14 protein-coding genes are annotated in these 14866 nt (G+C 41.0%); 9 read left to right on the top strand and 5 right to left on the bottom strand.

Annotated elements, in window-relative coordinates:
• The 4 genes from ATS71_RS05240 (at window position 1) to ATS71_RS05255 (ending at window position 2905) form a co-directional block, all read left to right on the top strand.
• Window positions 1–528, top strand: a complete 528-nt coding sequence (locus ATS71_RS05240; protein WP_058403859.1) for an SPOR domain-containing protein — start codon at window positions 1–3, stop codon at window positions 526–528.
• A 79-nt stretch (window positions 529–607) separates the two neighbouring features.
• Entirely contained in the window at window positions 608–1126 is a 519-nt protein-coding gene (hslV, locus tag ATS71_RS05245; RefSeq protein WP_058403860.1) for an ATP-dependent protease subunit HslV, read from the top strand.
• An 11-nt stretch (window positions 1127–1137) separates the two neighbouring features.
• Window positions 1138–2466, top strand: coding sequence for an HslU--HslV peptidase ATPase subunit (gene hslU, locus ATS71_RS05250; protein WP_058403861.1), 1329 nt, complete (start codon window positions 1138–1140; stop codon window positions 2464–2466).
• Window positions 2467–2530: 64 nt separating this feature from the next.
• On the top strand, window positions 2531–2905 hold the full coding sequence (locus ATS71_RS05255) for a gamma-butyrobetaine hydroxylase-like domain-containing protein (RefSeq protein WP_058403862.1): 375 nt from the start codon (window positions 2531–2533) through the stop codon (window positions 2903–2905).
• A gap of 254 nt (window positions 2906–3159) precedes the next feature.
• Here ATS71_RS05255 and ATS71_RS05260 read toward each other — a convergent pair whose 3' ends face one another.
• From ATS71_RS05260 to ATS71_RS05270, 3 genes are all read right to left on the bottom strand, one after another.
• A complete protein-coding gene (locus tag ATS71_RS05260) occupies window positions 3160–5040 on the bottom strand; it encodes a methyl-accepting chemotaxis protein (RefSeq protein ID WP_058403863.1) in 1881 nt (626 codons plus the stop codon).
• A 107-nt stretch (window positions 5041–5147) separates the two neighbouring features.
• Complete coding sequence (locus ATS71_RS05265; RefSeq protein WP_058403904.1) at window positions 5148–6179, bottom strand: MJ1255/VC2487 family glycosyltransferase; 1032 nt, start codon at window positions 6177–6179, stop codon at window positions 5148–5150.
• Window positions 6176–6715, bottom strand: a complete 540-nt coding sequence (locus ATS71_RS05270; RefSeq protein WP_058403864.1) for a phosphatase PAP2 family protein — start codon at window positions 6713–6715, stop codon at window positions 6176–6178. The genes ATS71_RS05265 and ATS71_RS05270 overlap by 4 nt, the downstream gene beginning before the upstream one ends.
• A 205-nt stretch (window positions 6716–6920) precedes the next feature.
• Here ATS71_RS05270 and rraA point away from each other — a divergent pair, with 205 nt between their 5' ends.
• The gene (rraA, locus tag ATS71_RS05275) at window positions 6921–7418 is read left to right on the top strand and encodes a ribonuclease E activity regulator RraA (RefSeq protein ID WP_058403865.1); all 498 of its coding nucleotides are present in this window, start codon (window positions 6921–6923) and stop codon (window positions 7416–7418) included.
• Between the two features lies 1 nt (window position 7419).
• Complete coding sequence (locus ATS71_RS05280) at window positions 7420–8475, top strand: formimidoylglutamase (RefSeq protein ID WP_058403866.1); 1056 nt, start codon at window positions 7420–7422, stop codon at window positions 8473–8475.
• Window positions 8476–8627: 152 nt separating this feature from the next.
• Here ATS71_RS05280 and ATS71_RS05285 read toward each other — a convergent pair whose 3' ends face one another.
• Both ATS71_RS05285 and hutI read right to left on the bottom strand, forming a co-directional pair.
• Window positions 8628–10289: a GGDEF domain-containing phosphodiesterase gene (locus ATS71_RS05285; protein ID WP_058403905.1), complete on the bottom strand. Its 1662-nt coding sequence runs from the start codon at window positions 10287–10289 to the stop codon at window positions 8628–8630.
• 124 nt (window positions 10290–10413) lie between these two features.
• Window positions 10414–11661 (bottom strand): imidazolonepropionase, encoded by a 1248-nt coding sequence (gene hutI / locus ATS71_RS05290; RefSeq protein WP_058403906.1) that lies wholly within the window; start codon window positions 11659–11661, stop codon window positions 10414–10416.
• Window positions 11662–11781: 120 nt separating this feature from the next.
• On the opposite strand from hutI, the gene hutC reads away from it, so the two are divergent.
• The 3 genes from hutC to ATS71_RS18815 form a co-directional block, all read left to right on the top strand.
• Window positions 11782–12489, top strand: a complete 708-nt coding sequence (gene hutC, locus ATS71_RS05295; RefSeq protein WP_058403867.1) for a histidine utilization repressor — start codon at window positions 11782–11784, stop codon at window positions 12487–12489.
• Window positions 12490–12559: 70 nt separating this feature from the next.
• Entirely contained in the window at window positions 12560–14233 is a 1674-nt protein-coding gene (gene hutU / locus ATS71_RS05300; RefSeq protein WP_058403868.1) for a urocanate hydratase, read from the top strand.
• 2 nt (window positions 14234–14235) lie between these two features.
• Window positions 14236–14866, top strand: a 631-nt coding sequence (locus ATS71_RS18815; RefSeq protein ID WP_235591413.1) for an aromatic amino acid lyase, incomplete at its 3' end; no start/stop codon positions are given.

Raw genomic sequence — 14866 nt, forward strand, 5'->3', positions numbered from 1 at the left:
ATGGCACAGCACGATTACATTAACAAAAAACCCAAAAATAGAAAAAACACCAAAAAAGAACCCGCTAAAAAGCCATTTCCTTATCTTTTGGTAATTGTTGCAGCTTTGCTCGTAGGCGGTTTTGCCTATGGATTATGGTTTATTAAAAATAACGCCGACCCCAAGCTTGTTGAAAAACAAACTAACCCAGCCGCAAAAGAAAAAGTAGAAGTGGTCGTTCCTCGTGCGCCTGAATTTATAAAAGAAATAAGAAACCATGAAGTACAAGTTGAAGTAAAAGAAATTGAACAAAAAGGCCCTTACGTCATGCAATGTGGCTCGTTCAGGACTTATCAGCAAGCTGAATCGTTAAAAGCGAAAATAGCGTTTGCTGGGCTTATATCTGAAATAAGAGAAACCAAAGGCGAAACGGGTATTTGGTATAAAGTACGTTTAGGGCCTTATAAAACAAAGCGCCAAGCAGAAAGTGATAAAAATAAACTCAAGCGTGTAAAAGTCGTCGGCTGCGGAATTTGGGGCTGGACTTGAAAATAAACCATTCACCCATATAACCTCATCATAATCGTTTTTAACGAGTTGCCCCTGCAACTCGATGATGAGGAATAACATGACCACTATTGTAAGTGTACGCCGCGACGACAAAGTTGTGATAGGTGGCGACGGCCAAGTTTCATTGGGTAATACCGTAATGAAGGGCAATGCCCGTAAAGTCCGACGTCTTTATAATGGCAAAGTAATCGCAGGCTTTGCCGGCGGTACTGCTGATGCCTTCACACTTTTCGAACGTTTTGAAAGCAAACTAGAAATGCACCAAGGTAACCTCACCAAAGCCGCCGTTGAAATGGCAAAGGATTGGCGAAGTGACCGTGCACTGAGAAAGTTAGAAGCCCTTTTAGCTGTAGCCGACGAAACAGCCTCTTTAATCATTACTGGTAACGGTGATGTAGTGCAGCCAGAAAATGACCTAATCGCAATTGGCAGTGGTGGTAACTTTGCCCAATCGGCAGCAACCGCGTTATTAGAAAACACCGATTTAAGCGCTCGTGAAATAGTAGAAAAAAGCCTAACTATTGCAGGTGATATCTGCGTATTTACTAACAACTTCCAAACTATCGAAGAATTATAATAGGAACCGCTATGTCTGCTATGACCCCAAGAGAAATTGTTCACGAGCTAGACCAACATATTATTGGCCAAGCTAACGCAAAAAAAGCCGTTGCTATTGCCCTTCGTAATCGCTGGCGCCGCATGCAATTAAACGATGATTTACGTGCAGAAGTAACACCAAAAAATATTTTAATGATTGGTCCTACAGGTGTCGGCAAAACAGAAATTGCACGTCGCCTAGCTAAGCTTGCTAATGCCCCTTTTATCAAAGTAGAAGCAACTAAGTTCACCGAAGTGGGTTATGTTGGTAAAGAAGTTGAAACCATTATTCGTGACTTAGTTGAAGTGTCTATCAAAATGACACGTGAACAACAAACTAAAAAGTTTAAGCACCGTGCAGAAGAGGCGGCCGAAGATCGTATTTTAGATGCGCTTTTACCACCCGTTAAAGATCAATACGGTGAAACTCAGCGTGATGAAAACTCATCTACACGCCAAACATTCCGTAAAAAACTACGTGAAGGCCAACTAGACGATAAAGAAATTGAAATCGATTTAGCACAAGTACAGCCAAACGTAGAAATTATGGCGCCTCCTGGCATGGAAGATATGACCAATCAGCTGCAAAGCATGTTTCAGAACATGGGTGGCGATAAGCGTACTAAGCGCAAGCTAAAAATTAAGGAAGCCTTTAAGCTACTTACCGAAGAAGAAGCCGGTAAATTAGTAAACCCTGAAGAGCTAAAGGAGCAAGCTATTTTTGCTGTAGAGCAAAATGGCATCGTGTTTATTGATGAAATAGACAAAATTTGTAAACGTGGTGATTCATCAGGCCCAGATGTTAGCCGTGAAGGCGTACAACGAGATTTGCTACCGCTTATTGAAGGCTCGACTGTTAATACTAAGCACGGTATGGTTAAAACTGACCATATGCTATTTATCGCCTCTGGCGCATTCCAAATGGCTAAACCATCAGACATGATCCCTGAGCTACAAGGCCGTTTACCTATTCGCGTAGAGCTTGAAGCACTCACTGCAAATGACTTTAAACGCATACTTACAGAGCCTCATGCTTCACTGACAGAACAACAGCGCGAGCTACTTAAAACAGAGCAAGTTGATGTTCAATACAGTGATGATGCTATCGAGCGCATTGCAAAAGCGGCATGGCAAGTTAACGAGAAAACCGAAAACATCGGTGCACGTCGTCTTCATACCGTGATGGAGAAGCTAATGGAAGAAATTTCATACGATGCATCTGAGCAAGCTGGCTCATCGGTTGTAATTGATGCGGCTTATGTTGAAAAACATTTAGGCGCACTGGTTGAAGATGAAGATTTAAGCCGCTTTATTCTTTAATTGGCACCATAAGTAGATATACTAAAAGCCTCCATATTGGGGGCTTTTTAATGGGATATAAAACATGAAACACGTAACAAAAGTGCATTACCATAGCGTGAGTAAAAACTTAGACGTGTACTTTGACGATGATAGTAAAACCGTATTTAGCTGTGAATTTTTACGTGTTCATTCTCCATCTGCAGAAGTGCAAGGTCATGGATCTGGCCCTAAGAAGCTTGTTTTAAACAAAGAGGCTGTTGCAATAAAAAATATAGTCCCAGTGGGCCATTATGCATTACGCCTAGAGTTTGACGATGGCCATAATAGCGGGTTATTCAGTTGGAACTATTTAGCTAAGCTGCAAGAACAGCAGACTCAGTTATGGGATGAGTATTTAGAGCGTGTAAGCGAAAATACAAAAAACAAAGATAGTGTGCCAATAAAGTTTATTCCTTAAACCTTATTGGCTCTTTAGGGTGTGTTAATCATTCAAAGTTAAATTTGCAGCCGCCTATTTAATATTTAACCAAGGCCGTGAGCAGGACGCGGACGCTTTATTCAGTTTTAACTTATTATTACATGGATGTAAGCCAGTAGAATAAAACAGTAGCAGTTATCGAGCCCACTAGGTTATAAACCTCGAACCGCGATTAAACCTCCCCTAGCTTGAACAAAGCTTAATCCACAAAGGTCACCCCCCCCCTAATAAATTTACACTTTAAATTTATCAATTGCGGTGTATAGTACGCGACCTTGCTCCGATACCTCTTCACTGGTCTGCGCGTTGCGTGATGCATGCTCTGATGCATCTTGCGCTATATCTCTAATACGTACCACGTTTTTATTAACCTCTGATGCAACCTGGCTTTGCTCATCGATGGCAACGGCTATTTGCGTGCTCATTTCCATAATGGTTTGTACATCTTCAGTAATAGCACCTAACAACTCACCGGCTTTAATAGCCTGAGATGCACTTTCATCACCTTGTGATCGACATTGGTGCATAATACTTACCACTTCTTGAGTGCGTTGCTGCAGGGTATTAATAATCCCTTCAATTTCACTTGTCGATTCTTGCGTACGCTGAGCTAACGAGCGCACTTCATCAGCAACCACCGCAAAGCCACGGCCTTGCTCACCAGCACGAGCTGCTTCAATTGCAGCGTTAAGCGCAAGTAAATTAGTTTGTTCAGCAATACCACGAATAACGTCAAGTACCGAGCCAATCGTTTCACCGTCTTTTTCTAGTTGAGACACCACATCAGATGCACTCCCTAAAGAGCCTGACAACTCCCTGATATGGTTAACGGTTGATTCAACTTCGCTACGGCCTTGTTGAGCGCTCAAGTTTGTAGACTCCGCTTTTTTAGCTGCCGCCTCAGTGTTGTGCGAAATATCTTGAATCGTGGCTTGCATTTCTGTCGCAGCGGTAGCAACCATGTCAGCTTCGTGTAATTGCTCTTGCATACCGGAGCTTGTTGCTGCCGTGCTTTCAGATAAATGATCTGTTGCCACATTGAGCGTATTTAATGCGCCATTAACTTCGTAAATCAGGTTTTTAAAGTCACTTATTAAGCTATTAAAGTCTGTCGTCATGATAGTAATTTCATCTTTACCCGTTTGCTCTATCATTACGCTTAAGTCGTTATTGCGTCTTATATCATTTATGCTGTGATAAACGCGTTCAATAGGAACAATGATTGAATGGCTAGTAAAGTAAACAAGTAATAAAACAATAACACCAGCAATAACAAAAATAGTAATTGCCAAAAACTGTGCTTCACTTACGCTGTTTTTAACATGAATCACTGTTTCTTCAACAATTTGGCCAACCACCGTGTCACTTTTCGACACACTTTCCCGCATTTTACCAAGGGCTCCTGACTCTAAGTTAACGCCTAATTCAACTTGAGCTTTTACCAGCGCCTGAAAAGAATTTTGATAAGTAGCAATTAAACTATTGAGTTCTGATTTGGTGCTTGAGTTTATTGTTGAAAGAGAAAGGCTTTGTTCAAGCTTCGTAATAGTGTCGTCAAAACGGGGGAGATACTTGGTATCTAAGCGCAGCATAAAATCTTTTTCAGCACGCCTTAATTGCAACATAAGCACCAGCAACTCATCGCTTTCTTGCTCGTTAAGCAATGTTTCTACTTTATGCACTGCACTTCTTAGTTCACCATAAAGAGCGTCTTTAGGATTTAAGCCTATTGTTCTTTGAAGAGAGACTACATTATTAAAATCGCTATTATACTTAGCAACTAAGCTTTTTAACTGCGCTGCTTTTTGAGTATCAATATTTAAACTAGCCATTAACGTCTGTAACTCAGCTAACTTTGTATCCAATACTGCATACTCTTTTTCGAACGACGCTAAAGAGCTCTCAGTTTTGTAAAACAAAAAGTTTTTCTCGTGCTTTCTCAATTCTAATTGCTGAATATTCAGCTCTTTCGCTAACTGTATAGTCTGATTTAACTTAAGATTTTCCCTTCCCTCAAAAATAATTACACATAATAGAATAACCATTGCTAAACCAACTACCAAAGCATTAAGTTGCAGTCGCCTCTTAATCGTTAAATTTTCTAAAAAACTCATTTCAAACACCTTTGGTTAATATGCAACCTTATTATAGACTAATGTCTTAAACTGCTTCAGTTTTTTTAGCTTTTGATAAACTGGTCATACCTGACCAGAACCTAATATTATAAGTTAACACTTCCCCATAATCCCTTGTGAAGTAATTGCGTTTTGTGCCATTGCTTTTGTAATAACCAATTCACAAGCGGTTCTGGGTCACTTGGAAAATTAATTTGCTTATTTTGAGGGGCATTATTCCAATCATCTAATGCTTGAGGGTTTAAATAATTCATCACATGGGCCATTCCCATAGAGCGTAAAGTTTGTGCGTTCTCACCCTGCTCAAACTGCCCATTTAAAGGTTTAAGCAATAATTTTTTCCCTAATTTAAGCGCTTCACTGGCAAGCTCAAACCCTGCATTACCAATCACACCACTGGTGTTGGCTAGGTCATTTAAGAAGTGCGTTCTCGATGGTGGCCGTAAATGTATATTTCCCATCGACTTATTTTTTGCATCTGGGTGATAGCAATAAAACTCTTTTTCAGGAAAATCTTTTAAATAGTCAACAATACTCTCTAGACTCTCAAACGGTAAATACACCAACACTTTGTTCATAACTGCAACAGGGTTGCCGTGGTCATGGTGGGCAATAAAAGGCGGAATGATATTTTCAGCAAACGGCTGCCAATGAACCCCTAAATAGGTATCGGCAGGGGCATAATTTTTAATTAATGATTTACGTAAAATTCCCCGGCTAAACATAGGCACACTGCTTGATAAAAATGCCGCCTGATGACTAATACCAACCACCGGTATAGCGGCGCGCTTAGCTGCCCAAGCCGTAATAGGCTCAAAGTCGTTAAGTACAAAATCATACTGTTTAACATCGAGTGTTTTTATGTCTTTTATTAATCTACAAATACGTGCATTTTTTACTGTTTGCAGGCTTTTCACTTGTCCATTTTTAGTATTAAACGACAGCCCTCTAAAGCTTGTGTAGTTCGCAAAGTCTTGCATATCAAAGTAGTCTTTATTTGCACGTCCTGAAAAAACATAATCCACTTCAACATTCAACTTTTTAAAGCAACTTGCCATTACACGGGCTCGTGTTATGTGGCCATTTCCTGTGCCTTGAATACCATATAATATTTTCATGCTGGCACCACCACCGCTAACGCAAATAAACCACATGAACTGCCTATGAGCGCACCAATGATAATATCAGCCGGATAATGGACCCCCAATACCACCCTCGATATTGCCACGCCACCAGCCCATGCTAAGAATATCCATACATATTGAGGGAAAAAATGGCACAGAATAATAGCAACTAAAAAAGCGGCAGCGCTGTGACCTGAAGGTAAGCTAAATTTGTCACTCGGTACTATGTAGGCATTGGTGACTAAACAATCGCATGGTCTTATTCGTGCAAAATATTTTTTAGCTAGAAAGTAAATGGGGCGTTCAATAATAAACCCAAGCATTATGGAAATAGGGAGTAACTGGTACTGCTCGTTTTTACTAAGCCACCACACGCCTGCACAAATAACTAAATACAATCCGCCATCGCCACTTTTAGATAACCCAAACGCCATTTTTTTTAGCCATTTAGGTGAGTTGCAATTAAACAACGTTAAAAATAGTCGCTCATCAAACTGCGCTACTTTTTTTAGTATATTATTATCACTCATTGCTTATTCCCCATTGCATAATATATGAACACTGAATTAGTTTAGGTGGTGTAAATAACAATTGAGTGACGCTTTTAAGACACTATTGTTGCTATTATTGATTTACTCCTTGTTTTGCTTAAATTTACTACTATTAAGTCGTTGTTATTGGATATAAGGCAGGTATACTGAGTTATAAATTAATGTACCTTTTGAGGATAAAATAATGGATTACAGCACTTCTGATTTATGTGACCACTTTGCTGATGTGGTTGACGTGCTAGAGCCAATGTTCATCAACTTTGGTGGTCGACACAGTTTTGGTGGCCGCATTAAAACGGTTAAATGTTTTGAAAATAATGAACTGATCCGCGAAATACTATCTCAAGACGGTACAGACCAGGTGCTATTAATTGACGGTGGTGGCTCTACTCGCCGTGCACTTATTGATATTGAGCTTGCTGAACTTGCTTTTGAAAACAACTGGAATGGCATTGTTGTATACGGTGCTGTCCGCCATGTAGATGAGCTAGAAGAACTTGATGTGGGCATTCAAGCCATAGCCTCAATTCCTGTGGCTGCCGACAGCGAAGGTGCTGGCGAAAATGGCATTGGTGTTAACTTTGCGGGTGTGTCGTTTTTTGACGACGACTTTATCTATGCCGACAGCACGGGTATTGTGTTATCTGCTGAAGAACTTGAGTTGGAAGTTGTAGAAGTATAACGTGTCCAATCACTTAAAAGTATATGATGAAAGTGCGGTTAAAGCTTTATGCTTTACCCGCGCAAACGAAAAAAAAGCATGGCAAGCTATGTCTTTGCTTGATACTCACGTAGATGTTCAACAAGCCCTAGTCGATGCCGCTGAGTTTGGTATGCGCTATGTACTACTAGGTATATGTGAAGACATTGGCCCCAAAGCAAACTTGGGGAATGGCGGAGCAAATGAAGCCTGGCATGCTTTTTTAGCAAAGTTTTTAAACCAACCTCATAACCAATTTATCGCAACTCAAAAAGTGTTATTACTTGGCGAAGTAAACGTTGATGATTTAATGGCGCAAAGTAGCCAATTAAACAACAAAAACCCTGAACAACTTCAGCAATTGCGTTTGCTATGCCAACAGTTGGACGAGCGCGTAGAAAGCGCATTAAACCTAATATTTAAAGCCGGTCTTGAACCCATAGTGATTGGCGGTGGGCACAATAACTGCTTAGGAATTATTCGAGCGCTCAGTAAAACACAGCACACGCCTGTTAATGCCATAAACTTTGACCCTCATGCTGATTTTAGAGAATGCGAAGGGCGTCACAGTGGTAATGGCTTTCGATATGCTTATAACGAGACGCTTCTCAATAATTACCACGTTATTGGTCTACACGAACAAAAAAATAACCAAGCAATTGTTGATGCAATGACACAAGCAAACTTTACGTTTGATAGTTATCAGTCTCTCAATGTAAAACGCGATATAAACCTTACTCAATCTATAAATAACGCAATTAATAGTTTTGACTCATTACCGCTTGGTGTTGAGGTAGACTTAGATAGCATTACGTTTATGCCTGTAAGTGCTTATACATGCTGCGGGTTTAGTGTCGGCGACACTGAGCATTTTGTATATACAGCAGCCAGCAGCCGAAACGCTAAATACTTACATTTATGTGAAGCATCACCAAGCCAACATCCAAACGGGCCTATAGCAGGAACTACGCATGTAGGACAAGTGATCAGCGCATTGGTAAATAGTTTTATACTCGCAAGAGAAGCGAAGGCACCTTAGCCTTTCATGTTGAGGTTTATTTTAGAGACAATAAAATTGTAGGCGAGTTTATACTCTGAGTTAAAAACGCCCTTGCGTTCTTATTATAGCTTAAAGTCATTTAAGAATGATGAAAGGTCGGGCAAAGCTTACTTACTCAATTTTTGTTTTGATTATTCTTGCGCTTGTCGCCACTCTTTTAACCAGCTCATTAGACCGATACTGCTCAGCGGATGCCCAAAATAATAACCTTGTGCGGCATACGCATTTAAACTTTTAACAAATTTAAGTTGCTCAAGGGTTTCTACCCCTTCAAAAATAACTTTTGTTTTTTGCTGGTTATGCATTTCAACCATACCGCCAACTAAGCTACGAATATTATTTTGGTTGCTAAAATCAGCAGTTAATGACGGCGCTACTTTTATATATTCCACCGCTAAGCTAGGTAACTTTGAAAGCAGCACAGGGTTATCACCTAAACCATCAACACATAACTTTAAGCCAATATTATTAAGTCTGGCAATCATTGCCCTGCCTTTATCATCAAGCCCCGTAAATATGTGCAGAGGGCACTCAACAATTAAATCGCCCACTTGAAGATTATGCTCTGTGATTACACTATCAACAAATTCTACAAACTCCTCATTAAGCATTTCTGGACCAAAAACGTTAATACTCAGCGGTATGGCTATACCTTCCATTCTTAGCGCCATCGCAAGTTCGGCAGCACGTTCTATAACAAACTTAGCCAACGGATAGCCAAGCCCTGCAATTCTAATATCATCAATAAAACGATTAGCAGACAAAATTCCCTGCTTAGGGTGCTGCCAACGAAGTAATAATTCTAAAAACTCAATTTGACCATTTTTATTACAAATAATGGGTTGAAAATACAGTTCGAGTTCACTTGCAAAGTCAATATTAGCAAGCTCTTTTAAACGCGCTTGCTGCTCTAGCTGTTCAACCATCATTTGCTGATGATAAGGCACAACTCTTTGCTTTGGTTGGCTATCAAGCGCTAAATAGGCATACGAAATTAAATCATCAAAATTAGTTTCTTGCTCATCACATGCCACATAGCTTGCTCGCGCTTTTACCTCTACAGTGCAATTAGCCACATTGAAAGGCTTAAGTGTTGCTCCGAGTATTTTATCAATAATTTGCTCATGTAAGTGCTTGTGATTGGCTAAGCTGCAAATAAATGCAAAATTTAACCCGCCTAAATGAGCAAGCTTTTCGTGGCCAACTATAGTAACCACTTCTTCGCTTTCTAATTGTTCTTGTATTCTATTTGCTGATTGCGCTAATAAAACATCACCAAACCCACGGCCAATATGCTGATTCACTTGCTCAAAACCTTCAAGCCTAATAATGATGAGCACGGCTTCAACTTGGGTATTATCACACCATGTGTAATACCCTTGGCGTAACTCTTTTTTGCTGGCAAATACCGAAAGCGGTGACTCTTCAACAAACGCGTCATCAAGCTGTTTGGGCTCTATGGTCACTTTGGGATCGTCGCTTTCATCGTTTAACAACCCCACAACAGCGCATAACAATATAGCTAATACAACCCAAAATAATGGTACGTCTAATAATAGATGCGCTGAAAACAGCACCACAAATAACAACCCAGCAGCGGAGCTGATAATAATCATACTCCAATTATTACGCTCAAATGATTGCCATAAATGAAAGCAAAAACCAAACGCCAATAAAATAGCTAGCCATGCTTCACCGCTACTTAAAATAGCTAAACCTACAACACCTGTGCATAAATAACTAAATTTAATATTGGTATTTTTAACCGAAAATAAAGTAGTGATCATCGCCATTAAAAGCGCACCACTGAAAAAAATCGGAAAATTACTGTCGGTTAATATATTCAAGTTAACGGCACTCGTATTCGTAAAAAAACTTTAACAACAACTTGTTAAATATGAACAAAAATAATACAAACTAATTAAGTCTACCCAAAATCCATAAATTTGACAGTTTATTTACGCCGAATTGGTAACTTAATTGCGATGGATGACTTATTTGCCAGTGTGCAATGTCGGCTCTGGCTCCCACTTTTAACACCCCTCTATCGTTTAAACCCAGAGCCTTAGCTGCGTTGCTGGTAACACCTGCTAAGGCTTGTTCTGGTGTTAACCTAAATAGAGTACATGCCATATTCATCATTAATTGTACCGAGCACAGCGGTGAAGTACCCGGATTGAAGTCGCTAGCAATGGCTATTGGCACTTTGTATTGGTTTAATAGCGCAATAGGTGGCTGTTTTGTCTCTCTTAAAAAATAAAATGCCCCCGGTAACAGCACAGCCACAGTGCCAGCCTTTGCCATGGCTTTTACACCTTGCTCATCAAGGTATTCTATATGATCTGCCGATAATCCATTAAATTCGGCCACCAGCTCAGCACCATACTGATTAGATAACTGCTCTGCATGGCACTTTATTGGTAAATTATGTTTTGTTGCCGCAGTGAATACACGTTTAGTTTGCTCATAACTAAAACCTACATTTTCACAAAACACATCAACGGCATCGGCAAGGTCGCCAACAACGACTCGTTCAAGCATCTCGTTGCACACTAAATCAATATATTCATCTGCACGGCCTTTGTATTCATTAGGTAATGCATGAGCGCCTAAAAATGTTGTTTTAATATCAATGGGATGATGTTCACCCAGCAATCGTGCCACTTCTAATATTTTAATTTCGTTCTCGGTATCGAGCCCATAACCCGACTTAATTTCAACCGTTGTTACGCCTTCTTTTAACAGTGTATTTAGCCTGTCTTTGGCATCAACAAATAGTTGTTCTCTATCTGCGGCTCTGGTTGCTTTTACTGTGCTTGCAATCCCCCCACCTTGGGCTGCAATTTGTTCATAGCTTACGCCTTGTAAACGCTGCTCAAATTCTTGCGCACGAGACCCTGCAAACACCAAATGGGTATGACAATCTATCAACCCAGGTGTTAACCATTGGCCTTTTATGCTCAAGGTTCGCGTTGCGAAAGCGTCAAATGACGGCAGCGATGCTTGCTCACCCAGCCACGCGATTTCTCCGTTTTTAATCGCTAAGGCTGCATTTTCGATGATCCCATAAGGTGTATCCCTAGTGGGATCCATTGTGGCAATATTTGCATCCGTTAAAAGTAAATCAATATTTTCTAAGTTATTATTTTGCTGAGCGTTTTGCATATTACAGTCCATACATACCCTGACATGATTGAAATATAGTCTAACAACACACCTTGTATATACAAGAGGATTATGTCATCTTATTTAATATAAATTACTCCTAACGCAGCTATCTAGTTAATGACAACACCTAAATTTGCGCAAATAAAACAATTTATCGTCGATAAAATTCGCAGCGGTATGTGGCAAGAAAACCAACGCGTTCCCTCTGAAAACGAGCTCAGCACACAATTTAGCGTTAGCAGAATGACCGCTCGCCGTGCACTTAGCGAATTAACAGAAGCAGGAATACTAACGCGTAGCCAAGGCCTAGGAACGTTTGTTGCCTCTTTTAAGTCACAGTCTTCATTACTTGAAATTAAAAATATTGCCGATGAGGTTAAAGAGCGCAACGGTAATTACACCTGTAGCGTGCTTATACTTGAATCAATAAACGCGGTTGCCCCCATTGCTATCGCATTAGGAGTAGAAGTAGATAGCGTCGTGTACCGAAGCGTACTAGTTCATAACGAAAACGACAGCCCATTGCAGCTTGAGGAACGTTTTGTAAACCCAGCGCTTGCCAGCGGCTATTTGCAACAAAATTTTAGTGCAACGACTCCTCATGAGTATCTTTCAAGTGTTGCACCTCTCACTCAAGCGAGACACACAGTAGAAGCCATTATGCCCAACAGCGAAATGTGCCAATGGTTAAACCTATACAACGAAGAGCCTTGCCTGCAAGTTATTCGCAGAACATGGTCTGTTAACGGTATTGTAAGTTTTGCACGCCTTGTATCACCTGGCAGCAAATACCGCTTAGGCGGGCACTTAACGTTTAAAAAATAAGATAAACAAAATTGCGCATAATGCGCTTTTTTTGTGACGAATCACCTTGTATATACAACAGGAGAAACACATGACAAATCGACTCGACACAAGTCGCGTAATACGTGCACCGCATGGCGATATGATAAGCGCTAAAAGCTGGCAAACTGAAGCGGCAAAACGCATGCTCATGAACAATTTAGACCCTGAGGTTGCAGAACACCCACACGCATTAGTTGTTTATGGTGGCATTGGCAGAGCAGCACGTGATTGGCCAAGTTTCGATAAAATTATAGAAACCCTCGACCGATTAGATGATGATGAAACATTGTTAGTTCAGTCGGGTAAACCTGTTGGCGTATTTAAAACACACAGTAATGCTCCTCGCGTTTTAATTGCTAATTCAAACTTGGTACCCCATTGGGCTAACTGGGAGCACTTTAACGAGCTGGATAAAAAAGGGTTAATGATGTACGGCCAAATGACGGCTGGCTCTTGGATTTATATTGGCTCTCAAGGAATTGTACAAGGCACATACGAAACATTTGTAGCCATGGCTAAACAACACTTTAATGGCCAAGCCAAAGGTAAATGGGTATTAACCGGCGGCCTTGGTGGCATGGGTGGCGCGCAGCCACTTGCGGCAACTATGGCGGGCTTTTGTGCCTTAGTTGTAGAGTGTGACGAAAGCCGCATCGATTTTCGCATTAAAACGGGCTACGTTGATGTTAAAGCCACAAACCTTGAACATGCATTGCAATTAATTACTGACGCATGCGTTAACGAAAAAGCAATTTCAGTTGGATTGCTCGGCAACGCCGCAGATATATTTAGCACACTTGTAAACAGCGGTATTACACCCGATGTAGTGACCGATCAAACTTCAGCACACGATCCACTTAATGGTTACTTACCACAAGGTTGGACTATGAAACACGCCGCAAAAATGCGTGAACAAGACCCAAAAGCGGTTGTAAAAGCAGCCAAGCAATCAATGGCAGTGCAAGTTAATGCCATGCTAGCATTACAAAAAGCCGGCGCGGCAACCACTGACTACGGTAATAATATTCGCCAAATGGCATTTGAAGAAGGTGTTACAAACGCATTTGATTTCCCTGGGTTTGTTCCTGCTTATATTCGCCCATTATTTTGCCAAGGTATTGGTCCGTTTAGATGGGTCGCTTTATCGGGCGATCCAGAAGATATATATAAAACAGATGCTAAAGTAAAAGAGTTAATTCCTGATGATGCACATTTGCACAACTGGCTTGATATGGCGCGCGAACGCATTCAATTTCAAGGCTTGCCGGCTCGCATATGCTGGGTGGGGTTAAAAGATAGAGCACGCTTAGCACTTGCATTTAATGAAATGGTAAAAAATGGCGAGCTTAAAGCCCCCATTGTTATTGGCCGTGATCATCTTGATTCTGGCTCAGTAGCAAGTCCTAATCGTGAAACAGAAAGCATGAAAGATGGTTCAGATGCCGTCTCTGATTGGCCGTTACTTAACGCCCTGCTTAACACGGCAAGCGGCGCTACGTGGGTATCACTTCACCATGGTGGGGGTGTAGGAATGGGCTTTAGCCAACACTCAGGTGTTGTTATTGTTGCCGATGGTACAGACGAAGCAAAAGCACGTGTTGGTCGCGTGCTTTGGAATGACCCTGCTACCGGTGTGATGCGCCATGCAGATGCCGGTTACGACATCGCAAAAAATTGTGCCAAAGAGCAAAACTTAGACTTACCAATGCTGAACGAGGAATAATCATGGTCGAACTAACTCTCACACCCGGCTCGCTTGATTTAAACATATTAAGAAAGATTAATGCATCAAGTGTAAAAATAAACCTTGAAAAAAATGCCGAATCACAAATCGCTGCCAGCGCACAAACCGTTCAAAATGTCATTAATGAGCAACGCACAGTGTATGGGATTAACACCGGATTTGGCCTGCTCGCTAATACCAAAATTGCCGATGACGAGCTTGAACTACTTCAGCGTTCAATTGTACTTTCTCATGCCGCTGGCATTGGCGAATACATGGACGACAGCACAGTAAGACTGATGATTACACTAAAAATCAACTCGCTTTCTCGTGGTTTTTCAGGCATTCGTTTACAAGTTATCGAGTTTTTTATGCACTTGCTCAATAGTGAAGTATACCCATGCGTTCCTAAAAAAGGTTCTGTTGGCGCTTCGGGTGACTTAGCCCCACTTGCACATATGTGCTTACCCTTACTGAGTGAAGGCCAAATGCGTCATCAGGGTAAAATAATCAGTGCGGCTGAAGGCTTAAAAGTAGCAGGGCTTGAACCGCTTACGCTAGCAGCAAAAGAAGGTTTAGCATTGCTTAACGGTACCCAAGCGTCTACCGCTTTTGCACTACAGGGATTATTCA

This window comes from Pseudoalteromonas sp. H71 (assembly GCF_001468485.1).
Taxonomy (GTDB): domain Bacteria; phylum Pseudomonadota; class Gammaproteobacteria; order Enterobacterales; family Alteromonadaceae; genus Pseudoalteromonas.

Bases quoted from the DNA above. Each gene is read 5' to 3' on its own strand.
- ATS71_RS05240 (WP_058403859.1), top strand. From the start codon at position 1: ATGGCACAGCACGATTACATTAACAAAAAACCCAAAAATAGAAAAAAC.
- hslV (WP_058403860.1), top strand. From the start codon at position 608: ATGACCACTATTGTAAGTGTACGCCGCGACGACAAAGTTGTGATAGGT.
- hslU (WP_058403861.1), top strand. From the start codon at position 1,138: ATGTCTGCTATGACCCCAAGAGAAATTGTTCACGAGCTAGACCAACAT.
- ATS71_RS05255 (WP_058403862.1), top strand. From the start codon at position 2,531: ATGAAACACGTAACAAAAGTGCATTACCATAGCGTGAGTAAAAACTTA.
- ATS71_RS05260 (WP_058403863.1), bottom strand. From the start codon at position 5,040: ATGAGTTTTTTAGAAAATTTAACGATTAAGAGGCGACTGCAACTTAAT.
- ATS71_RS05265 (WP_058403904.1), bottom strand. From the start codon at position 6,179: ATGAAAATATTATATGGTATTCAAGGCACAGGAAATGGCCACATAACA.
- ATS71_RS05270 (WP_058403864.1), bottom strand. From the start codon at position 6,715: ATGAGTGATAATAATATACTAAAAAAAGTAGCGCAGTTTGATGAGCGA.
- rraA (WP_058403865.1), top strand. From the start codon at position 6,921: ATGGATTACAGCACTTCTGATTTATGTGACCACTTTGCTGATGTGGTT.
- ATS71_RS05285 (WP_058403905.1), bottom strand. From the start codon at position 10,289: ATGGCGATGATCACTACTTTATTTTCGGTTAAAAATACCAATATTAAA.
- hutI (WP_058403906.1), bottom strand. From the start codon at position 11,661: ATGCAAAACGCTCAGCAAAATAATAACTTAGAAAATATTGATTTACTT.
- hutC (WP_058403867.1), top strand. From the start codon at position 11,782: ATGACAACACCTAAATTTGCGCAAATAAAACAATTTATCGTCGATAAA.
- hutU (WP_058403868.1), top strand. From the start codon at position 12,560: ATGACAAATCGACTCGACACAAGTCGCGTAATACGTGCACCGCATGGC.